This window comes from Mesorhizobium kowhaii, assembly GCF_042431665.1.
Classification (GTDB): domain Bacteria; phylum Pseudomonadota; class Alphaproteobacteria; order Rhizobiales; family Rhizobiaceae; genus Mesorhizobium; species Mesorhizobium kowhaii.
In genome coordinates this window covers 168,785-188,821 of the sequence record NZ_JBHLYT010000013.1, presented here as the reverse complement: position 1 = coordinate 188,821, position 20,037 = coordinate 168,785, and the positions used below count along the sequence as shown (strand labels likewise).

Below are 20,037 nucleotides of genomic sequence, written 5' to 3'. Positions count from 1 at the left end.
GTTTTACGGAAACGCTGAACCGCTCTATCTCTTTGTTTTAATGCAATTCCGGACGGAAAACCGTTTCACACTTTTCCTGGAATTGCTCCAGGCCCGGTCCACCCTCGTTCAGGGTCACCATCGCCTCTCGTATTGCCGTCGCGGTTTCAGGACGGATAGCGGTCAATGGCAAGCGGACGTCCGGGCTCAGCCCCAGCGCCAGATGCAGGGCGTATTTGACCGGCACCGGATTGCTCTCCAGTTCAAGCGCGGCGATCAGCGGCCGCATGCGATGATGGATGGCCCGGGCGGTGTGGTCTTCGCCTTGCCGGCAGGCATCATGCACCTCGACGCAGAGCCGGGGCGCGACGTTGGAGACCACGGAGATCGTTCCACGCCCGCCCATCGTGTTGAAGCCGAACGACGTGGCGTCGTGGCCGGACAGACAGATGAAGCGGCGCCTCAGTACAGCGGGAAGCGAGGACAGGCGGTTCACATCGCCGGTGGCGTCCTTGATGCCGACGATGGTTGGGATCCGCGCCAGGCGCTCGACCGTCTCCAGCGACAGGTCGACGCCGGTTCGCGCCGGGACATTGTAGACGATGATCGGTATCCTAACCTTGCTGGCGACCGCTTCGAAGTGGCGGAAAATCCCCTCCTGGCTCGGCCTGTTGTAGTACGGCGTCACGATGAGCGCGGCGTCGGCGCCAAAAGCTTCGGCGGCTGTCGAGAAGGCAATTGTCGTCTCGGTGCTGTTCGTCCCGGTGCCGGCGATGATCGGTACCCTGCCGCCGGCAATTTTCACGCAGAGCGCGATGATGTCGAGGCGCTCCTCCCACGACAAGGTCGGGGCTTCACCTGTGGTGCCGCACGGCACCAGCCCGTTGATCCCCTGTTCGATCTGCCAACGCAACAGCGTGGTCAGTTGCTTCAGGTCGACCTCGCCGTCGGTGAACGGCGTTACCAGCGCGGTCATCGCTCCTGTCAGGCGCATTCGTGCTTGTTCGGGTGTCATGGGAATCAAATTCTCCTTGGTGATTGTTTGGGTACGCTGCCTGTTCGAGGTGCGAGGCAAGCAAGGCCGAGAGCACCGCGGCAGCCAGATCCGTATGGTCAGCTTCGACTATGCCGACCTTGCCCGGCGCCCCTGCAGGCGTGACGTGAATGCTGCAAAGCCAACGCTCGCCGATCCTACCGATCGACGACACCGAACGCTCCGGTTTCGACAAGGCGACGAGCAGGAGGACGGCGTCGAGCGTGGCGCCGGCCTCGACCAGATCGGCAAACCGGCGGCCTTGCCGGGATGATCTGTCGAGCGACAGACCGCGTGCGGCCTCCCACAGCTGGTGTTCGAGCAACCTGCCGACATGCGGGAGACGGTCAAGCAGTCCGGCCAGATCGGCAGTGTTGGAGGTGTCCATGGCCAGACCATTCCGGAAAGGCGAAGGCAGCCGGAAACAGGATCAGTTGAACAGGGAGAGGCGGACGCTCGCCGGGGCGAAGCGTATCGCACCGGCCTGACGACCGCTTTCCATCGTGGCGAACCGGACGGCGGAACTCCTGTCGGCAAAAACGCCGCCGGTCAGGCCTTCTTCGTCACGCGCGATCCAGTGACCTTCGCCGTCGCGACCGACCACGAAGCGGTGAAGAGCGTTGCCATCGGGTGATATATGAGAACTTTGCATCGTCATCTCCTGCCTTGCGATCAGGAGACCTGGGCAGCGATGGCGGCGGCGACCAGCAAGGCACCGACGACCAGGAGCCACCATGTCGGCGTGAATGGCGCGACCAGGCTGACATGCCGGCGATTGTTGTTGGCCGCAAGCCGCGCCTGCTCGAGCTGCGAGGTCGGCAGCGGACGATGGGTGGGCAGATAGAGCCCGTCCGAGAGGAACATCGGAGACTTCCTTCTTTCTGGAACTGTCACCACGAGGTGGTGACTGCCTGCAGCGGCTCAGGACCGGCTGCACTCAGAAAGATAAAAGCATCCGCATTTGTATTCGAGGCGGCCCAAAACTGAAAAATATAAAAAAGTCATATGTTTATCACCTGGGCGTATGTAGAGCCCAAGCTGGAAGATCGGACCGTGATGTCGCCTTTTCACGCCACCGAGGCGGCCGCTGCCCGGCCGGCGCCGCGGCCGGAAAAGATGCAGCCGCCGAGGAACGTGCCTTCAAGCGCCGCATAGCCATGCACGCCGCCGCCGCCGAAACCGGCGGCTTCGCCAACGGCGTAGAGCCCCGCCACCGGCTGGCCATCGGCACCCAGCACGCGGCTGTCGAGATCGGTCTGCAGGCCGCCCAGCGTCTTGCGGGTCAGGATGTTGAGTCGGACCGCGATCAGCGGGCCATTTGCCGGGTCAAGCATCTTGTGCGGCTTTGCCGTGCGGATCAGCCGGTCGCCGAGATAGGCGCGGGCACCGCGCAGAGCGGTGATCTGCATGTCCTTGGAGAACGGATTGTCGAGTTGCCGGTCGCGGGCGCGGATCTCGCGCTCGACCTTTGCGAGTTCGAGCAGCGGCTCGCCGCCGGCCAGCGCATTCATGCGGGCGACCAGCGTCGGCAGGTCGGCCTCGACGATGAAATCCTCGCCCTTCTCCATGAACGCCTTGACCGGCCCGGGAATGCCTGAGGTGGCGCGGCCAAGCACTTGCCGCCAGCTCTTGCCGGTCAGGTCGGGGTTCTGTTCGGAGCCCGACAGCGCGAACTCCTTCTGGATGATCTTCTTGGTCAGGATGAACCAGGAATAGTCGAAGCCGGTGCTCATGATGTGGCTGAGCGTGCCCAGCGTGTCGAAGCCGGGATAGAGCGGCACCGGCAGGCGCTTGCCCCTGGCATCGAGCCACAGCGATGACGGGCCGGGCAGGATGCGGATCGCATGATCGGTCCAGATCGGCGCCCAGTTCTTGATGCCCTCGACATAGTGCCACATGCGGTCGCGATTGATGATGCTGCCGCCGGCCGCTTCGGTGATCGCCAGCATGCGTCCGTCGACATGGTCGGGCACGCCCGTGATCATGCGCTTCGGTGCCGCGCCCAGCCGTTGTGGCCAGTTCTCGCGGACAAGCCGATGGTTGGCGCCAATGCCGCCGGAGGCAACGATCACCGCTTGCGCCTTGAGCTCGAAATCGCCTGATATGTCGCGCGAACTCTTGTGGCCGCGCTCGACGGTGCTCGGCTGCAGGATGTCGCCACGCACGCCGTCGACGGCGGCACCCGTGCGGGTCAATTCGTTGACGCGGTGGCGGAATTTGAAGCGGATCAGCCCGCTTTTCTCGGCTTCGCGCACGCGCTGCACAAAGGGCTCAAGCACGCCGGGTCCGGTGCCCCAGGTGATGTGGAAGCGCGGCACCGAATTGCCGTGGCCGATGGCATTGCCGCCGCCACGCTCGGCCCAGCCGACCACGGGAAAGAATTTCAGGCCGCGCTGCATGAGCCAGGAGCGTTTCTCGCCGGCGGCAAAGCCGACATAGGCTTCGGCCCAGCGACGCGGCCAGAGATCCTCCGGCCGGTCGAAGGCAGCGGTGCCCAGCCAGTCCTCGAGCGCCAGATCATGCGAATCGCGGATGCGCATGCGCCGCTGCTCGGGCGAATCGACGAGGAAAAGGCCGCCGAACGACCAGAACGCCTGGCCGCCCAGCGACTGTTCCGGCTCCTGGTCGACGATGACGGTTTTCTTGCCGGCCTCGGCAAGCTCGGCGGCGGCGACCAGCCCTGCAAGGCCGGCGCCGACAATGATCACGTCCGCATCGTCAGCCATTTTTTCTCCTCTCCGTTAGCCGGCTAAAGCAATTCCAGGAAAATTGCAAAACGGGTTTTCCCGGGAAAAGCGCATAGCGCTTTCCCTTGGGAATTGCGTCAAACAAAAGGCTAGACGGCCTCCCAGCCGTCCTTGCCGCCGGCGCGGAAGATGGCGTCGATGACCTTCTGGTTGAGCACGGATTCTTCCAGCGTGAAGACACGCTCCTTGCCACCCTGTGCGGCCCGCGCGAAGGTCTCGACCTCCAGCCGGTACTGCTGGGTGCCGGGAAAGCGGAACACCTGCGCCTCGGTGTGGTTCTGGTTGTGCAGTTCGACACGGTGATGGTCGTAGAGCCCGGCGTTGAAGGGTGAGAACAGCTCGATGAAACCTTTCTCGCCGTGGAACACCATCACCTGGCGCGCCGCCATCTGCGTCGACAGGTAGAAGGACAGCTCGAAGTCGCCGAAATCGGCGCGGATCGAGGAATAGATGTCGGTGCCGAATGTCTTGTCGCGCTCGATTGTCGCCTGCACACGCAGCGGCTCCTTGCCGGTGGAAAAGCGCGTCGAGACGGTGGGGTAGACGCCGATATCGGGCAGCGCGCCGCCGCCGAGATCGAGCTTATTGCGCATGTTGTTGGGATCGACATTGTAATAGGAGAAGGCGCCCTGGACATGGCGCAGCCGGCCGATGGCGCCGCTGGCGATCAGGTCGCGCACCTTGATCCATTGCGGGTGGTAGATGACCATGAAGGCTTCGCAGACCAGCACTTTCTTGGCGTCGCGCAGCTTGATCAGTGGGGCAATATCCTTGGCGTCGAGCGCCAGCGGCTTTTCGACCAGCACGTGCTTGCCGGCCTCGATGGCCTTCGCCGTCCATTCGACGTGCTGGGAGGTCGGCAGCGGGATGTAGACGCCATCGACGTCCTTCGAGGCAAGCAACTCCTCATAGGAGCCGAAGGCTTGGCGCGCGCCGAAGCGCTCTGCCAGTGCCTTGGCCTTCGACAGGTCTCGGCTGGCGATCGCCGACAGAACGCCGTTCTCCGCGTCGACCATTGCCGGCAACAACTGCTCGCGGCCGATCTTGGCCGTCGACAACACACCCCATCGGAACATCACGCTTCTCCATAGCGATTGCAGGCGAGGAGGTTTGCCCGAAATCGAGAGAAAAGCCAATGACCGGGACTGCCTGGATTCAGCCCCGTTTGCCCGTCAGCGTCATGTCGAAGTCGACGATGTTGGAATAGATCGGCGTGCCGACATCCATGCCGTAGCGTGACCTGAGCACCTTGCCGGTGACATGGAATTTTATCGTGCCGGCCTTGAGGTCGCCAAGCTCGGCCGTGAACTTTTCCGGGAATGTCTTGCCTCGCGCCGTCAACCGGCCGCTGACGAGGGCCGTGGTGTCGCTGGTGCGGGTCACGCTGGTCGAGCGGAACTGGATTTCCGGGCTGTTGGCGGCGTCGAACACCGCGTCGGAGCGCAGGAAGGCATCGATGCGGCCCTGGCCGGTGCCGACGCTTTCGGGAAATATGGTGAAATTGACCTGCGAGCGGGCGACCTCGCTGTTGTCGATGCGGATCGAGCCTTTGAAACGGCCGAAGGCGCCATCGAGGCCGCCGCCACCGACCTTGCCGATGGAAAAGCGGATCGAGGAGTTGGCCGGGCTGATCGCGTAACTGCCGGCGGCATCACCAAGCGCGATTGCCGCTGAAGCCGGCATGGCAAGGCAAACGGCGACCGCCGCAAATCCGAGGATACGCGTGTACATTGAGGTGTTCCTTGTTGTAGGCAGCGCATTTCCTGCGCGCCCTCACACAATGAACGAATGACCCGGCCGCTCTATTCCGCACTGTCTTCTGACGAAGGCGTGATCATGCGTGTGAGCACGCCATCCCTGAGCTGGAAATGATGACGCAGCGCCGCCGCGACATGCAGCACGACCAGGGCCATGCCGGCATAGGCGAGATACCAATGCGCTGACGCCCAGAAGCTTTCGGCCGCATCCGATTCGGCCAGCGGCAGGTTCGGCATGATGAACAGATTGAACGGCAGGCTAGGGATCTCCAGCATCGACACCGACACCAGCGCCCAGCCGGACAAGGGTAGGGCCAGTTGAAACGCGTAGAGCCCAAGGTGAGCGAGCGGCGCGGCCCGCCGCTCCAGGATTCCGACCGAACGCGGCAGCGCCGGCGCGGCATTGCCGAGACGCCAGGCGATGCGCAGGATGATCAGGCCGAGCAGCAGAAAACCGAAGGATTTGTGCAGTTGGATCAGTTCGAAGGCGGTGCGCTGGCTGGTCAGCCGCACCATGATGAAGCCGAGCCCGAACTGGCCGATGAAGATCAGCGCAATCAGCCAGTGGAGAATGATCGCGCCCCAGCCATAGCGGGTCGTGCTGTTGGTGATTGATATCTGCATGGGACGTGAACGAATGGTGGGGCGGGTTTCTTCCGGCCCGCGCTTCACCCGCTGATCTTGAAGAAATCAACGAAAGCCCTGAGCGCCGGGCGCATCTGGCGGCGGCTTGGGTAGTAGACGAAGAACCCGTCGAAGGGCGGGCACCAGTCCTCCAGCACGCGCACAAGCCTGCCGTCGGCGATTGCCTCGCTGACATAGCCTTCGAACACAAAGGTCAGGCCGGCGCCGTTGAGCGCCGCTTCTACTATCAGGCGATCCTCGCCGACGATCAGCGGACCTTCGACTGATATCTCCAGCTCCTCGCCATCCTTTTCGAACTCCCAGCGGTAGAGCACGCCGCTCGAGAAGCGGAAGCGGACGCAGCGATGTGCCGCCAGGTCGCGCGGATGCAGGGGGCGCGGCATGGTCTCGAAATAGGAAGGAGCGGCAACCACAGCGCCACGGATCGACGCTCCGATCCGCACCGCGACCATGTCCGGCTGCAGGCTTTCGCCGAGCCTGACGCCGGCATCGAAGCCGCCTTCGACCACATCGGTGAAGCGATCCTCGACGACGATCTCCAGCACGATGTCGGGAAAGGCCTGGGCAAACGCCCCGAGCCGTGGTGCGAGTGTGAGCTGGGCGGCGGTGCGCGGTACGGTAAGCCTCAAATTACCCGCCGGCCGGTCACGCGCCTCGATCGCCGTCTCCAGCGCCAAGTCGATCTCCGACAGCGCCGGCCGCAGCCGCTCCAGCAACTGCGCACCTTCTTCGGTGGGCGCAACGCTGCGCGTGCTGCGCGACAGCAAGCGAACGCCAAGTCGTGCCTCGAGGCTGGACACCGCATGGCTGACCGCCGATGGCGCGATGGCCAATTCCCTGGCCGCGCCGCGAAAGCTGCCGCATTGGGCGACGGTCGCGAGCACCGCGAGTTGTGAAAGATGGGCTCGATTCATCGATCTATTTTATAGAACAGCCCGTGCGCATGAAAGACGATTATCGAACATAGAACAAGGCGCTATCTCCACATGCGTGTCGCCCAAAAGTGCGCAGCGGTTTGGGGGGCAACGACATGCAAAAAACAAAGACTTAAAGCGCGTTGTCGACGCGCTTTAAGCATCACAACAAGGAGACGCGTGATGCAAACCCGCAAGCTAGGAACTGAATTGAACGTCTACCCGGTCGGCCTCGGCTGCATGGGCATGAGCTTCGTCTATGGCGGCCAGCCAGAAGCCGACGCGATCGCCACCCTGCACCGCGCCGTCGACATCGGCGTCAATTTCTTCGACACGGCGGAGGTCTACGGCCCCTACGAGAACGAGATCCTGCTCGGCAAGGCGCTGAAGTCCGTTCGTGACAAGGTGACGATCGCGACCAAGTTCGGCTTCAAGATCCTGGAGGAAGGCACCGGCACCGACCGCATGGCCGGCGTCGACAGCCGCCCCGAACACGTCAAGGCTGTCGCCGAGGCGTCGCTGAAGCGGCTGGGCACCGACGTTATCGACCTCTACTACCAGCACCGCGTCGACCCCAACGTGCCGATCGAGGATACGGTCGGCGCCATGGCCGAGCTGGTGCGCGAGGGCAAGGTGCGCGCGCTCGGCCTGTCGGAGGCGAGTGCGGCGACCATCCGCCGGGCCCATGCCGTGCATCCGATATCGGCCGTGCAGAGCGAATATTCGCTGTGGAGCCGCGACCCGGAAGACGAGGTGTTCGCCGTCTGCCGCGAACTCGGCATCGGCTTTGTCCCCTACAGCCCGCTCGGCCGCGGCCTTTTGACCGGCACCATCGCCAAGCCTGAGGCTTTGAGCGATGACGACTGGCGTCGCGGCCTGCCGCGCTTCCAGGCCGACGCCATGGCGGCCAATGCAGTGGCTATCGCCACGCTGGAGAAGATGGCGGCTGAAAAGGGCGTGAGCTCGGCGCAGCTGGCGCTGGCCTGGGTGCTGCACCAGGGCGATTTCATCGTACCGATCCCCGGCGCACGAAAAATCCGCCATCTTGAGCAGAACACGGCGGCAGCCGGGATCGAGCTCAGCGCGGCCGAGGTGCAAGCCATCGGCGACGCGCTGTCGCCCGACAAGGTGGTGGGCAAGCGCTACACCGAGGAGCTGCTGGCGCTGGTGAATGGGTGAGCATTGATCTCGGATCAATCGAAGGGGCGCTTCGGCGCCCCTCTTGCGTGGTACGCGCTGCATAGAAATTGGAAAGCTTTGGCGGGACAGCGCCCCCCTCTGTCCCGCCGACATTTACCAAGGCAGAACTGTAATTTCCGGCCAGTTGGCCTTCGCACGCGCCCCCTTGGCCTCATGAGTTTGTCGGTTGTCCATTACCCGGTTCGGCGTGATGCGAAACGAGAAGACATCGTCGAGACCAAACGGCGCCACGAGGTCAAGCTGCCCATCCGCATCGAAGCGAACCCCAACCGCATGGGTTTTGGAGGCGAAGTGGCGGACCGAGTCGCTGGAACTTGTGTAGCGCGGGCACGGCTGTCCGAACTTCAGGGGATACCAGAGATGGACACGGGCCTGATTGCGAATTTCGACCGGCAGCGGCAGTTCCGCAAAGACCGGAACGGCAGCGGCAATCACACCATCCTCAGCCTCATAGGAGAGGTCGCTCTCATCGAAATAGAACAGGTCGACATCCTTGATGCCGTAACCCGACGGTTTGCCCGTCAGGTGGTTCCAAACGGAGTTGTAGAGAGCACCGGAAACGACCAGCCAGTCCGGCAGGTCGAACGAGCGTGCCCTCGCCAACGCGTCGTGGACCAGCGGGTCGGCCGACACGATGTCGAGAAACGCCGCGCGTTGTGCGTCGAACGGGAGTCCTGAATAGCGCAAATGGTCCATCGCCCTTTGGAGGGCGATTCGACATGCCTGCGCAATCCCTCAAGTCCTGAGCACGCCACCCGTCTGCTTGCCGACATTCTCGACGATGCGCTTGGCCAGGGCCTCGAAGTCCTCGTCGGTCAGAGTTTTCTCGACCGGCTGGATCGACACCTCGATGGCGATCGACTTCTTGCCTTCGCCAAGCGACGCACCTTCGAAAATGTCGAAGACCGAGACAGCCGTGATCAGCTTCTTGTCGGCGCCGAGTGCCGCGCGGACCAGCGTGCCGGCCTCGACCGTCCTGTCGACGACGAAAGCGAAATCGCGCTTGACCGCCTGGAAGGCGGAGAGTTCCAGCTTCGGCTTGGTTTTCGTCGGCTTGGCCTTCGGCTCGGGCACGGCGTCGACGAACACTTCGAAGCCGCAGAGCGGTCCGGAGACATCGAGGCCCTCCAGCGTCTTCGGATGGAACTCGCCGAAGGTGCCGAGCACGGTTTTCGGCCCGAGCTTGATGGTGCCGGAACGGCCGGGATGATACCAGGCCGGGCCGCCGGCCTCGACCTGCAATCGGTCGACCGGCGCGCCGCAGGCTTCGAGTGCGGCGATCGCATCGGCCTTGGCATCGAACACGCCGACCGGGCCCGAATTGCCAGCCCAATTGCGGCCTGAGCCGTCGAGCTTGGCCGTGCCGCGCCGCACGCCGGCGGCCACGCGCCGCTGCTGGTCGGCGCCGTCGCCCTCATAGGTGCCCGACACTTCGAACAGGGCGACGTCGCCGATACCCCTGTCGGCATTGCGCTGGGCAGCGGCGATCAGTCCCGGCAGCAACGACGGCCGCATGTCGGACATGTCGGCGGCGATCGGGTTGGCGAGCTTCAGCGCCGTCTGGCCGCCGCCGAACAGTTCAGCCTGCTTGGCCGGAATGAACGACCAGGTGACGGCCTCCATCATGCCACGCACGGCGAGCGCGCGCTTGGCCGTGCGGGTGCGGACCTGCAGCGTGGTGAGGATCTTTGCATTGACCGCGTCATGCGCACCGAGCGGCTGCGGCACGATGTTGTCGACGCCGTGGATGCGCATCACCTCTTCGACCAGGTCGGCCTTGCCGTCGACATCGGGGCGCCAGGACGGAACCTTCACGTCGACAATTTCGCCCGAGCCCTGCGGCTCGAAGCCGAGGCGCGACAGGATGTCTAGGCTTTCCGCCCGTGGCACCTCGATGCCGGTCAGTCGCTTCACTTCCGAAAGCGGGAAAGAAACGATCCTGGGCTGGTGGCCGGCATAGCCAGCCACCTCGACCTCCGTCGGCGTGCCGCCGCAGAAATCGAGCACCAACCTGGTCGCCAGTTCGACGCCGGGCACCATGAATTCGGGGTCGACGCCGCGCTCGAAGCGGTAGCGCGCGTCGGTGATGATGCCGAGCGTGCGGCCGGTGCGGGCGGTGGTGATCGGATCCCAAAGGGCCGATTCGATCAGCACGTCCGACGTGTTCTCGTCGCAGCCCGAATGTTCGCCGCCCATGATGCCGGCAATCGACTCGACGCCGTTCTCGTCTGATATGACGCACATCTCCGGCGTCAGCGTGTATTCCCGGCCGTCGAGCGCTTGCACCTTTTCGCCATCGCGCGCGCGCCGCACCGTCAGGTTGCCTGCAACCTTCCTAGCGTCGAACACGTGCAGCGGCCGGCCGCGGTCGAAGGTGACATAGTTGGTGATGTCGACCAGCGCGCTGATCGGCCTCAGCCCAATGGCGATCAACCGCTGCTGCAGCCATTTCGGCGATGGGCCGTTCTTGACGCCGCGCACGAGGCGCAGCGCGAAGCCGGGGCAAAGTTCCGGCGCTTCGATCGTCACCTTGACCGGCGTCTCGCCCTTGCCCGGGATCGGCTCGATCGCAGCGCTCTTCAACGTGCCGAGCCCGCTCGCCGCCAAATCCCTGGCGATGCCGTAGACACTGGTGGCATCCGGCCGGTTCGGCGTCAGGTTGATTTCGATGACCGGGTCGTCGAGATGCGCATAGCTGGCGAAGCTGGTGCCGACAGGCGCATCTTCAGGCAGATCGATGATGCCGTTATGCTCGTCGGAAAGTTCGAGCTCGCGCTCGGAACACATCATGCCATGGCTTTCAACGCCCCTGATCTTGCCGACCGTCAGGGTCGCGTCGATGCCGGGCACATAGGTACCTGCCGCGGCAAAGGCGCCGATCAGGCCCGCGCGGGCGTTCGGCGCTCCGCACACCACCTGAACAGGCGCCTTGCCGTCGCCGGTGTCGACGGTGAGCACGCGCAGCCGGTCGGCATCGGGATGCTGCACCGCTGTCAGCACCTTGGCGATGACGAACGGTTTCAGGCTCGACTTGTCGTCGACATGCTCGACTTCGAGGCCGATCGAGGTCAGCCGCTCGACGATCTCGTCGAGCGAGGCGTCGGTCTCGAGATGGTCCTTGAGCCAGGAGAGGGTGAATTTCATGGGACTGTTCCGTCTGGTCTTTTGACGCTTGTTTTCAGATGTCTCGGCAGATCGTCGGACATATGCAGGAAGGGAAGCTGCTCGCTGACATAGGCATGCAGCGTCGGCCTGAAATCGCCCGGCATGTCCATGGCGCCGAGCGTGAAATAGATGACGTCCTCCAGCCGCTCGTCGACATAGGCGATCGGCGAGCCGCAGACGCCGCAGAACGAGCGCGTCACCGGCCCATTCTCATACATCTTCAACGCCTTGCCCGTGAACGCCACCTGATCGACCAGGAAGCCAACAAAGGCCGACACCGGCGCGCCGCTCGCCCGCCGGCAATCGCCGCAATGGCAATAGCTGATGTGATGCGGTTCGGCCGAGGCCTCGAACCGCACGGCGCCGCAGCGGCAGCCGCCGGCGTGGGCGGCTGTCATGCGCTCAAGCCTCCGAACAGCGTTGGCATGTCGAGCGGCCTGAAGCCGTAATGCGACAGCCAGCGGACATCGGCATCGAAGAAGGCGCGCAGGTCCGGCATGCCGTATTTCAGCATGGCGATGCGGTCGATGCCCATGCCCCAGGCGAAGCCCTGGTATTCGTCCGGGTCAAGCCCGCCATGGCGCAGCACATTGGGATGAACCATGCCGCAGCCGAGGATCTCCATCCAGTCGGAACCTTCGCCGAAGCGCACCTCGCCGGGTCGCGAACGGTCGCACTGGATGTCGACCTCGAGGCTGGGTTCGGTGAACGGGAAGAAGGACGGCCGGAAGCGCATCTTGACCGAGGGCACCTCGAAGAAGGCCTTGCAGAACTCTTCCAGCACCCACTTCATGTTGGCGACATTGGCCGTCTTGTCGATCACCAGCCCCTCGACCTGATGGAACATCGGCGAGTGGGTGGCGTCCGAATCCTGCCGGTAGGTTTTTCCCGGAATGACGATGCGGATCGGCGGCTTCTTCGTCTCCATGGTGCGGATCTGCACCGGCGAGGTGTGGGTGCGCAAAAGCTTGCGCTCGCCCTTCTCGTCCGGCTGGAAGAAGAAGGTGTCATGCATCTCGCGCGCCGGATGGCCTTCCGGGAAATTCAGCGCGGTGAAATTGTAATAGTCGGTCTCGATGTCCGGACCTTCGGCGATCGAGAAGCCAAGGTCGCCGAAGATCGCCGCGATCTCGTCGATGACCTGGCTGATCGGATGGATGCGGCCGCGCTCGGCCGGCGACTGCCGCACCGGCAGCGTCACATCGACCTTTTCGGCGGCCAGGCGGGCGGTGATCGCCACATCCTTCAGCTCGGCCCGACGCAGCGAGAGCGCATCGGTGACGCGGTTCTTGAGGCCGTTGATGGCCGGACCCTTGAGCTGGCGCTCCTCGGCGCTCATCGCGCCGAGCGTCTTCAGCATCTCGGAAACCGAGCCCTTCTTGCCTAGCGCCGAAACGCGCACCGCCTCGATCGAGGCCTCGTCCGCGGCCGATGCGATGTCAGCCATCAGGGAATTTTCGAGAGTTTCCATGTCACTCATGTTCCAGACCCGATTGAGCCAAAGAAAAACCCGCGCCAGCCGTGCCAGCGCGGGTTCCCCAAATCAGAATTTCGAATGCTTGGGAAGCGCTGGTCTTAAGCGACAGCGCTTTCAAAAGCGTTCGGCGTGGTGTTCTTCAGATATTCGAGCGCAACCTTGGCCTTGGCCACGAGTGCGGCGAAAGCCTGCGGCTCATGGATGGCCATGTCCGACAGGATCTTGCGATCGATCTCAATGCCCGACTTGTTGAGGCCGTCGATGAAGCGGCCATAGGTCAGGCCGTGCTCGTGCGTCGCGGCGTTGATGCGCTGGATCCACAGCGCGCGGAACGAGCGCTTGCGGTTCTTGCGGTCGCGATAGGCGTACTGCATCGACTTTTCCACCGCCTGCTTGGCGATGCGGATGGTGTTCTTGCGGCGGCCGTAGAAGCCTTTGGCGGCTTTCAGGACCTTCTTGTGCTTGGCGTGCGAGGTGACGCCTCTCTTTACGCGTGCCATGTCATGATCTCCTTAAAACGTGTCCGGACCGAATGCCTTAGAGGCCGTTCGGCAGAAAATTCTTGATGACCTTCTTGCCATCCGGTTCAGCCAGAACCATCGTGCCGCGGGCATTTCGAATGAACTTGTTGGAACGCTTGATCATGCCGTGACGCTTGCCGGCCGCAGCCGACAGGACTTTACCCGTACCTGTGATCTTGAACCGCTTTTTGGCGGCGGACTTGGTCTTCATCTTGGGCATTTTGCTACTCCGTATTGTTGGCGCACTATCGCGCTTCTTGTTCGCTTCGGGCCGACCAAAGCCCGAAAAGCAAATGAAACCGCCACGGCATGCCCTGCCGGGCGGTTTTCTTGAACGGCGGTCCTATACGTCAAAGCAGGCGGCTGTGCAACACCCACTGCGCCGCTCGTTCCCGGGACGCTGCGTCCCTGGTCAGGGGAGCGTAAACAATACCGGCAGCATGCCCGACTGCTGGGCGCCGTCGATCAGCTCGAAAGCCGGCAGCGCAATGAGGAACACAAGGCCGTCGAGCAGTGTGCTCAACAGCAGGCGCGGCTTGAAGCTGCCCGTATCGCCCTCCTGGTAGAGGGAAAGGTTCGGAAAGAAGCGCGGCACCCTTGCCAGATAGGCCTGATAGGGCGCGCCGAGCGCTTCCTTGAGGAATTTCTCTTCGCGCAGGATGACGATATGGAAGGCGCCCGCGCACAGAACAGCAAAGAGAATGATGCCGGAGAACGAGCCGATCTGCGCGCCGACGCCGGCCGCGGCCACGGTCGAGAACACATAGAGCGGGTTGCGGGTGATCGAGTAGGGTCCGCCCGTCACCACTTCGGAAGATTTGCGCCCGCCTATGTAGAGCGTCGACCAAAGGCGACCGACGAGGCCGAGAAAAATCAGCAGCACGCCGAACATCTCGATCGTCTCATGCATCGCCGTATCGGGCGGGAAGGTCGATTGGCCAAACAGCAGCGCGGCGAACAGTACGACCACGAGAACGGCAAGCACTATCCTGCGCGTGTGCTGGTAGTTACCCAGCCCGTATTTGAGTTCTTTGTCCAAGGGAGGAATCCGATCGTCGAGGAGCCTAATGCATGTCGCCCAAAAGTGGCCCCGGTTTTGGGAGGACGACATGCATAAAAACAGAGCCGGCGATCGCAGCTGTGGCCAAGAAACAGGCGTCCCGCCGATCGCCGGGACGCCCTGTACTACAATTCAGGCGGATTTAGAGCGCGATGACCAGGCCTGACGTCATCGTGATCTCGGTGTGTTGATATTCAGGTGATGCCGGCCTGCAAACGGCAGCTTCCTGCGCTTCCGGTGCTCACGGACCCAAATGTCCGCTCCGCTCCGGATCTCGAAAGCCACCATTTTCGGCTCGGCCTGACCTGAATCTCAATACACCCTAGCGCGGCGCCAGCACCATCATCATCTGGCGGCCTTCGAGCTTCGGTTCCGCTTCGACCTTGGCGATGGTCGCCACTTCCTCGCGAACCTTGTTCAGAAGCTGCATGCCGAGTTCCATATGCGCCATTTCGCGGCCACGGAAACGCAATGTCAGCTTGACCTTGTCGCCTTCCTCGAAGAAGCGGCGAACCGCCTTCATCTTGGTCTCGTAGTCATGGCTGTCGATGTTCGGGCGCATCTTGATCTCCTTGATCTCGATGACCTTCTGGTTCTTGCGCGCCTCGGCCGCCTTCTTCTGGTTGGCGTATTTCAACTTGCCGAGATCGAGGATCTTTACGACGGGGGGCACCGCATTGGGCGATATCTCGACGAGATCGAGCCCAGCCTCTTCGGCGAGCAGCAATGCGTCGTTGATGGAAACATCGCCGCGGTTCTGGCCTTCGGCGTCGATAAGCTGGACCCGGGGAACCCGGATATCACGGTTGGAGCGCGGGCCATCCTTGGTCGGCGCCGCTGCTTTGAAAGGTCTGCGAATGGTCGTGGTCTCCTTGGCCGTTTCGTTCGGGGTTTGTCAGTCTTGATGCGTGGACGCGCCAATGTGGTGAGCGCGCGGGCGGAGTCAATAGCACAGCGTCGACAGAAAATCACCCTGATCGCTGGCCTGCACCAAAGAAAGAAACATAGCGAGCACTTTCCGCCCCGGCGCTGGCTGTGCCAAAAGCGAGGTGTGAGGAAAAAGCCATGACTGCCACGCCCCCAATCTTTCTGGATGTCCCAATCTTTCTGGATGTTGGGGGATCGAGCATCGCGGTGCGCGATACAAAAGGTGCCGAGCCCGGCATCGTCTGGCTCGGCGGCTACAAGTCGGACATGCTGGGCACGAAGGCGCAGACGCTGTCGGGCTGGGCCGAAAAAGAAGGCCGCGCGTTCCTGCGCCACGACTATTCCGGCCATGGCGAATCCGGCGGCGCCTTTGCCGACGGCACGATTTCGACATGGCTTGCGCAAAGCCTTGCCGTGTTCCGGCAGTTCACCCAGGGCAAGCAGATCCTGGTCGGCTCCTCGATGGGCGCCTGGATCGCGCTGCGCATGGTGCAGGAATTGCGCAAGGCGGGCGACAGCAATGTCGCAGGACTGGTGCTGCTGGCGCCGGCGCCGGACTTCACCGCTGAGCTGGTCGAACCGGTGCTGACCGAGGCGCAGAAGCGCGACCTCGCCGAAAAGGGCTTCTTCGAGGAGCCGTCGGATTATTCCGCTGAGCCTTACATCTACACAAGCGCGCTGATCGAGGACGGACGCAACAACCTGGTGATGACAGGCCCTATCGACACGCATTGCCCGGTGCACATCTTGCAGGGGCTGGCCGATGCGGACGTGCCGGCAAGCCACGCGCTGAAGCTGGTCAGTCTGCTGCCGTCCGACGACGTGACCTTGTCGCTGATCCCCGACGGTGATCATCGGCTGTCGCGACCGCAGGATCTCGACATGCTGGTGCGGGCCGTCGGCGCCATGGCACAGAGGGAGAACTGATGCGCCTTTCCATTCCGATACAAGCGTTCGTCGCCGCCATCGTCGGCTTTGGCGGCACGCTGGCCATCGTCATCGCCGCGGCCAAAGCAGTCGGCGCGACGCAGATCGAGACGGCGAGCTGGGTGACGACGATCTGCCTTGCCATGGCGATCGAAAGCCTGTGGCTGTCGTGGCGCACGAAAATGCCTGTCATCACCGCCTGGTCGACGCCGGGCCTGGCGCTGATCGCGGCTTCGAGCGGCTTTTCGGTGGGCGAGGCCGTCGCGGCCTTCATCGTCACCGCCGTCCTCTTGATCGCTACCGGGCTGTTCCGGCCCCTGACGAAGCTGATCTCGAGGATACCGCCCTCTGTCGCCTCGGGCATGCTGGCCGGTATCGTCGTCACCTTCGCCCTCAATGCGGTGAAGACCGTTCCCGTCGATCCCCAGTTGATCCTGCCGCTGATCGCGACCTTCTTCGTCATCCGCCTATTCAATCCGGCGCTGTCGGTGCTGGCCGTACTGATCGGCGGTGGCCTCGCCGCCTTCCTGACGGGCCGCGTCGGCGGCCTGCCGACACCGGAACTGTCGACCCTGACGCTGATTGCGCCTGATTTCACCGCCAAGGCGATCATTGGTCTCGCGCTGCCGCTCTATCTCGTCACCATGGCTTCGCAGAACCTGTCGGGACTCGCGGTGCTGCGCGCCGCCGGCTACCACCCCGAGCCCGGCCCGCTGATCGGCGTCACCGGCCTGTTTTCGCTGCTGTCGGCGCCGTTCGGCGGCTCGACCACCAATCTGGCGGCAATCTCGGCGGCGATCTGCACCGGGCCGGACGTCCATCCCGACACCGCCGAGCGCTGGAAGACCGGCCCGTTCTATGCGCTGGCCTATCTCGTCTTCGCGATTTTCGGCGCTTCGCTGGTGGCGATCTTCGCCGTCCTGCCGCAGAGCCTGATCGTGCTGGTCGCGGGTCTCGCGCTGATGGCGTCGCTCGCCAACGCGCTGTCGATCGCGCTGAAGGAGGAGGCTGATCGCATGGCCGCCACCGTCACCTTTGTCGTCACCGCCTCGGGGCTGACGCTGTTCGGCGTCGGTGCCGCATTCTGGGGCCTGATTGCCGGCCTGGTCGTGCTTTTCCTCGATAGGCTCAAAAAGCGACAATCATTTCAGCCGCTTGTCCGGTTTTGGCAGGCATTGTCTTGAATCGCCGTTTTCTCCTTCCCATTTCGATTCCACGCAGCCGGGTTTGGCTGTCTCCAACCGAAGGAATGGGAGAAAATGAACACATCTGCATTGATCCGTCCGGCCTGGACGCCGGCAACCATCGCGTTGATGGTGATCGGTTTCATGGTGTTCTGGCCACTCGGCTTCGCCATGCTTGCCTATATCATCTGGGGCGACCGCCTCGATGGCTTCAAGCGTGACGTCAACCGCGCGACCGACGGTATCTTCGCCGGCTGCCGCCGCGGTTCCGACAAGGCCGCGCGCTGGGGTCACGGCTCCACCCGCACCGGCAACGTCGCTTTCGACGACTGGCGCGAAAAGGAACTTGAGCGGCTGAACGAAGAGCGCCGCAAGCTCGACGAGATGCTGACCCAGTTCGACGAATACGCTCGCGAATTGCGCCGTGCCAAGGATCAGGACGAGTTCGACCGCTTCATGGCCAACCGCAACAAGTCGACGGCGCCGACGAAGACCGATCCGAGCACCGGGACGACGACCACCAAGCGTGGCAAGGGCTCGAACCTGCTTGACGACTGAGGCCCGGCGACAGGCCACATCGTGAAAAAACGGCGTCGCGCGAGCGGCGCCGTTTCTTTTTTGTTCTATTCGTTTTCCTCGAATCGCGTATCGTCCGGCCATGTCTTTCGGCTTCTTCCGCAATCTGACAAAGCCCAAGCCCGCGCCTGTAGAAGAGCGCGAGCATGTCGTTGCCGGCCGCTCATTGCCGCTCAAGATCGTCGAGAACGACCGCGCAAGGCGGCTGACGCTGCGCATCGATTCCGGTGGTCGCGGCCTGCGCATCACCGTGCCACCCGGCCTGCGCCGGGGCGAGGTCGAAAAGTTCCTCGACCGCCATCAGGAGTGGCTGGAACAGCGGCTGGCCAAGGTGCCCAACCGGCCGCAGGTGCGGCCCGGCATCAAGATCCCGGTGCGCGGCGTGTCGCATCGCATCGTCCATGAGCCCTCGAAACGCGGCACCGTCACCGTGTCGCGTGACGAGCGCGGTCCGCTGCTGATCGTGCATGGCGACCGCATACACCTGCCGCGCCGCATCGCCGATTTCCTCAAGCGCGAGGCCAAGCGCGAGATCGAGGCGCTGGTGGTGAAGCACACGCAGGCGCTGGGCAAGCGCGCCAAGGCGATCCGCTTCAAGGACACGACGAGCCGCTGGGGCTCCTGCACGTCCGACGGCAATCTGTCGTTTTCCTGGCGCATCATGATGGCGCCGTCGCCGGTCATAAATTATCTCGTCGCGCATGAAGTGGCGCATCTCAAGGAGATGAACCACGGCCCGAAATTCTGGAAACTGTGCGAGCAGCTTTGCCCGGACACCGAGCGCTGCAAGGCATGGCTGAAGCGCAATGGCGGTGCGCTGCAGGCGATTGTATTCGAGTAGTTCCAGACGACGCTCAATCGTCATTCGCCGCGTTGAGCTCCTCCGGCCGCAGCCCCTCATCACCGTGATGCGGCCAGGGCAGGAAGTTGCCGTCGAATTCATCGCCGCCGAAATAGTCGAGCGCGCGATGCGCTTCGGCGCCGTTGAAGGCGGCTTTGTCCATTAGATGGGCGATGACCTCGCGCGCCTGCGCGATCTTCTGTCTGAGTTCGGCAACGGTTCTGTCAGCCATGATCTTGCTCCCGCCTTGTATCCCTGTCCTTCAATAGGTAGCGCCTTTGGCCTTGCTGGCAAACAGTATGCTTTTTCTCGACTCTTTCCGCTTTTCATGCCAATTCCCGCGCCATGGCGCTCGACATCAAGATTTGCGGCTTGAAGACCGACGGGGCAATGGCGGCGGCGCTGGCCGGCGGCGCCAGCCATGTCGGGTTTATTTTCTTCGCCAAAAGCCCGCGCTATGTCGAGCCTGCCGAAGCTGGCCGTCTACGCGAGGCAGCGCGCGGCAAGGCAAAAGCGGTCGCCGTCACCGTGGATGCCAGCGACGCCTTCCTGGATGAGATCGTGGCAGCGATGCAGCCCGACATGCTGCAGCTGCACGGCTCGGAAACGCCGGAGCGGGTGGCCGAGGTGAAAGCCCGCTACGGCTTGCCGGTTATGAAGGCGCTATCGGTCAGCGAGGCCGCCGACCTCGAGCGGCTAAAGCCGTTTATCGGCATTGCCGATCATTTCCTGTTCGACGCCAAGCCGCCTAAGGGCTCTGAGCTGCCGGGCGGCAACGGCGTGGCCTACGACTGGCGCATCCTCACCGGCCTTGACGCCGGCGTCGATTACATGCTTTCCGGTGGGCTCAACGCCGCCAATATCGGCGATGCCCTTCGGCTTGCCAACCCGCCCGGAATAGACATTTCCTCCGGCGTGGAAAGCGCGCCGGGTGTCAAGGATCCGGCGCTGATCGAACAGTTTTTCCGGGCCGTCAGGGCAGCGCGCGACAACCGCGCCGCCTGACCGGCTCAAACCAGAGCATGTCCCGGAAAAGTGGGAACCGGTTTTCCGACAAGGACATGCCCCCACATCGAGACCAGGA

24 protein-coding genes are annotated in these 20,037 nt (G+C 63.3%); 8 read left to right on the top strand and 16 right to left on the bottom strand.

Annotated elements, in window-relative coordinates; translation table 11 throughout:
• Nucleotides 1-37 precede the first annotated feature (37 nt).
• Nucleotides 38-994 carry a 4-hydroxy-tetrahydrodipicolinate synthase gene (gene dapA, locus ACFFNA_RS13025; protein WP_378918728.1) on the bottom strand — a complete coding sequence of 319 codons (957 nt, stop codon included), beginning with the start codon at nt 992-994 and terminating at the stop codon, nt 38-40.
• A gap of 16 nt (nt 995-1,010) precedes the next feature.
• Between dapA and ACFFNA_RS13020 the strand changes: the two genes are divergently transcribed.
• Together ACFFNA_RS13020 and ACFFNA_RS13015 are read left to right on the top strand one after the other, a co-directional pair.
• Complete coding sequence (locus tag ACFFNA_RS13020) at nt 1,011-1,286, top strand: hypothetical protein (protein WP_378918726.1); 276 nt, start codon at nt 1,011-1,013, stop codon at nt 1,284-1,286.
• Between the two features lie 60 nt (nt 1,287-1,346).
• Nucleotides 1,347-1,646 (top strand): hypothetical protein, encoded by a 300-nt coding sequence (locus tag ACFFNA_RS13015; protein ID WP_378918725.1) that lies wholly within the window; start codon nt 1,347-1,349, stop codon nt 1,644-1,646.
• A gap of 38 nt (nt 1,647-1,684) precedes the next feature.
• On the opposite strand, the gene ACFFNA_RS13010 is transcribed toward ACFFNA_RS13015, so the two are convergent.
• From ACFFNA_RS13010 to ACFFNA_RS12985, 6 genes are all read right to left on the bottom strand, one after another.
• Nucleotides 1,685-1,876 carry a hypothetical protein gene (locus ACFFNA_RS13010; protein WP_378918723.1) on the bottom strand — a complete coding sequence of 64 codons (192 nt, stop codon included), beginning with the start codon at nt 1,874-1,876 and terminating at the stop codon, nt 1,685-1,687.
• Between the two features lie 203 nt (nt 1,877-2,079).
• Nucleotides 2,080-3,738: an FAD-binding dehydrogenase gene (locus ACFFNA_RS13005; protein ID WP_378918721.1), complete on the bottom strand. Its 1,659-nt coding sequence runs from the start codon at nt 3,736-3,738 to the stop codon at nt 2,080-2,082.
• Nucleotides 3,739-3,848: 110 nt separating this feature from the next.
• A complete protein-coding gene (locus ACFFNA_RS13000; RefSeq protein WP_378918719.1) occupies nt 3,849-4,835 on the bottom strand; it encodes a Gfo/Idh/MocA family protein in 987 nt (328 codons plus the stop codon).
• A 79-nt stretch (nt 4,836-4,914) separates the two neighbouring features.
• Complete coding sequence (locus ACFFNA_RS12995; RefSeq protein WP_378918717.1) at nt 4,915-5,490, bottom strand: YceI family protein; 576 nt, start codon at nt 5,488-5,490, stop codon at nt 4,915-4,917.
• Between the two features lie 71 nt (nt 5,491-5,561).
• Nucleotides 5,562-6,140, bottom strand: a complete 579-nt coding sequence (locus tag ACFFNA_RS12990; protein WP_378918715.1) for a cytochrome b — start codon at nt 6,138-6,140, stop codon at nt 5,562-5,564.
• Nucleotides 6,141-6,184: 44 nt separating this feature from the next.
• The gene (locus tag ACFFNA_RS12985) at nt 6,185-7,075 is read right to left on the bottom strand and encodes a LysR family transcriptional regulator (RefSeq protein WP_111545032.1); all 891 of its coding nucleotides are present in this window, start codon (nt 7,073-7,075) and stop codon (nt 6,185-6,187) included.
• Nucleotides 7,076-7,258: 183 nt separating this feature from the next.
• On the opposite strand from ACFFNA_RS12985, the gene ACFFNA_RS12980 reads away from it, so the two are divergent.
• Nucleotides 7,259-8,254 carry an aldo/keto reductase gene (locus tag ACFFNA_RS12980; protein WP_378918712.1) on the top strand — a complete coding sequence of 332 codons (996 nt, stop codon included), beginning with the start codon at nt 7,259-7,261 and terminating at the stop codon, nt 8,252-8,254.
• A gap of 114 nt (nt 8,255-8,368) precedes the next feature.
• On the opposite strand, the gene ACFFNA_RS12975 is transcribed toward ACFFNA_RS12980, so the two are convergent.
• The 8 genes from ACFFNA_RS12975 to infC form a co-directional block, all read right to left on the bottom strand.
• The gene (locus ACFFNA_RS12975) at nt 8,369-8,971 is read right to left on the bottom strand and encodes a nucleotidyltransferase family protein (protein WP_111545034.1); all 603 of its coding nucleotides are present in this window, start codon (nt 8,969-8,971) and stop codon (nt 8,369-8,371) included.
• A 39-nt stretch (nt 8,972-9,010) separates the two neighbouring features.
• Nucleotides 9,011-11,419 carry a phenylalanine--tRNA ligase subunit beta gene (gene pheT, locus ACFFNA_RS12970; protein WP_378918710.1) on the bottom strand — a complete coding sequence of 803 codons (2,409 nt, stop codon included), beginning with the start codon at nt 11,417-11,419 and terminating at the stop codon, nt 9,011-9,013.
• A complete protein-coding gene (locus tag ACFFNA_RS12965) occupies nt 11,416-11,838 on the bottom strand; it encodes a GFA family protein (RefSeq protein WP_111545036.1) in 423 nt (140 codons plus the stop codon). Before ACFFNA_RS12965 ends, pheT begins: the two co-directional genes overlap by 4 nt.
• A complete protein-coding gene (gene pheS / locus ACFFNA_RS12960) occupies nt 11,835-12,920 on the bottom strand; it encodes a phenylalanine--tRNA ligase subunit alpha (protein WP_184873102.1) in 1,086 nt (361 codons plus the stop codon). The genes ACFFNA_RS12965 and pheS overlap by 4 nt, the downstream gene beginning before the upstream one ends.
• A 95-nt stretch (nt 12,921-13,015) precedes the next feature.
• Nucleotides 13,016-13,417: a 50S ribosomal protein L20 gene (gene rplT, locus ACFFNA_RS12955; protein WP_023672281.1), complete on the bottom strand. Its 402-nt coding sequence runs from the start codon at nt 13,415-13,417 to the stop codon at nt 13,016-13,018.
• 37 nt (nt 13,418-13,454) lie between these two features.
• Nucleotides 13,455-13,658: a 50S ribosomal protein L35 gene (gene rpmI, locus ACFFNA_RS12950; RefSeq protein WP_006201248.1), complete on the bottom strand. Its 204-nt coding sequence runs from the start codon at nt 13,656-13,658 to the stop codon at nt 13,455-13,457.
• A gap of 192 nt (nt 13,659-13,850) precedes the next feature.
• The gene (locus ACFFNA_RS12945) at nt 13,851-14,477 is read right to left on the bottom strand and encodes a methyltransferase family protein (RefSeq protein ID WP_378918698.1); all 627 of its coding nucleotides are present in this window, start codon (nt 14,475-14,477) and stop codon (nt 13,851-13,853) included.
• A gap of 343 nt (nt 14,478-14,820) precedes the next feature.
• A complete protein-coding gene (infC, locus tag ACFFNA_RS12940) occupies nt 14,821-15,357 on the bottom strand; it encodes a translation initiation factor IF-3 (RefSeq protein WP_010912915.1) in 537 nt (178 codons plus the stop codon).
• A 206-nt stretch (nt 15,358-15,563) separates the two neighbouring features.
• On the opposite strand from infC, the gene ACFFNA_RS12935 reads away from it, so the two are divergent.
• The 4 genes from ACFFNA_RS12935 to ACFFNA_RS12920 all read left to right on the top strand — a co-directional run bounded on the left by ACFFNA_RS12935 (nt 15,564) and on the right by ACFFNA_RS12920 (nt 18,953).
• Nucleotides 15,564-16,352 carry an alpha/beta hydrolase gene (locus ACFFNA_RS12935; protein WP_378918696.1) on the top strand — a complete coding sequence of 263 codons (789 nt, stop codon included), beginning with the start codon at nt 15,564-15,566 and terminating at the stop codon, nt 16,350-16,352.
• Nucleotides 16,352-17,536 (top strand): benzoate/H(+) symporter BenE family transporter, encoded by a 1,185-nt coding sequence (locus ACFFNA_RS12930; RefSeq protein WP_378918694.1) that lies wholly within the window; start codon nt 16,352-16,354, stop codon nt 17,534-17,536. Before ACFFNA_RS12935 ends, ACFFNA_RS12930 begins: the two co-directional genes overlap by 1 nt.
• Before the next feature lie 75 nt (nt 17,537-17,611).
• Complete coding sequence (locus tag ACFFNA_RS12925; protein ID WP_111545041.1) at nt 17,612-18,094, top strand: DUF2852 domain-containing protein; 483 nt, start codon at nt 17,612-17,614, stop codon at nt 18,092-18,094.
• 100 nt (nt 18,095-18,194) lie between these two features.
• Nucleotides 18,195-18,953: a M48 family metallopeptidase gene (locus ACFFNA_RS12920; protein WP_378918692.1), complete on the top strand. Its 759-nt coding sequence runs from the start codon at nt 18,195-18,197 to the stop codon at nt 18,951-18,953.
• 13 nt (nt 18,954-18,966) lie between these two features.
• Here ACFFNA_RS12920 and ACFFNA_RS12915 read toward each other — a convergent pair whose 3' ends face one another.
• Nucleotides 18,967-19,185, bottom strand: a complete 219-nt coding sequence (locus tag ACFFNA_RS12915) for a hypothetical protein (protein ID WP_111545044.1) — start codon at nt 19,183-19,185, stop codon at nt 18,967-18,969.
• 113 nt (nt 19,186-19,298) lie between these two features.
• Between ACFFNA_RS12915 and ACFFNA_RS12910 the strand changes: the two genes are divergently transcribed.
• Nucleotides 19,299-19,958: a phosphoribosylanthranilate isomerase gene (locus tag ACFFNA_RS12910; protein ID WP_378918690.1), complete on the top strand. Its 660-nt coding sequence runs from the start codon at nt 19,299-19,301 to the stop codon at nt 19,956-19,958.
• Nucleotides 19,959-20,037: the final 79 nt, after the last annotated feature.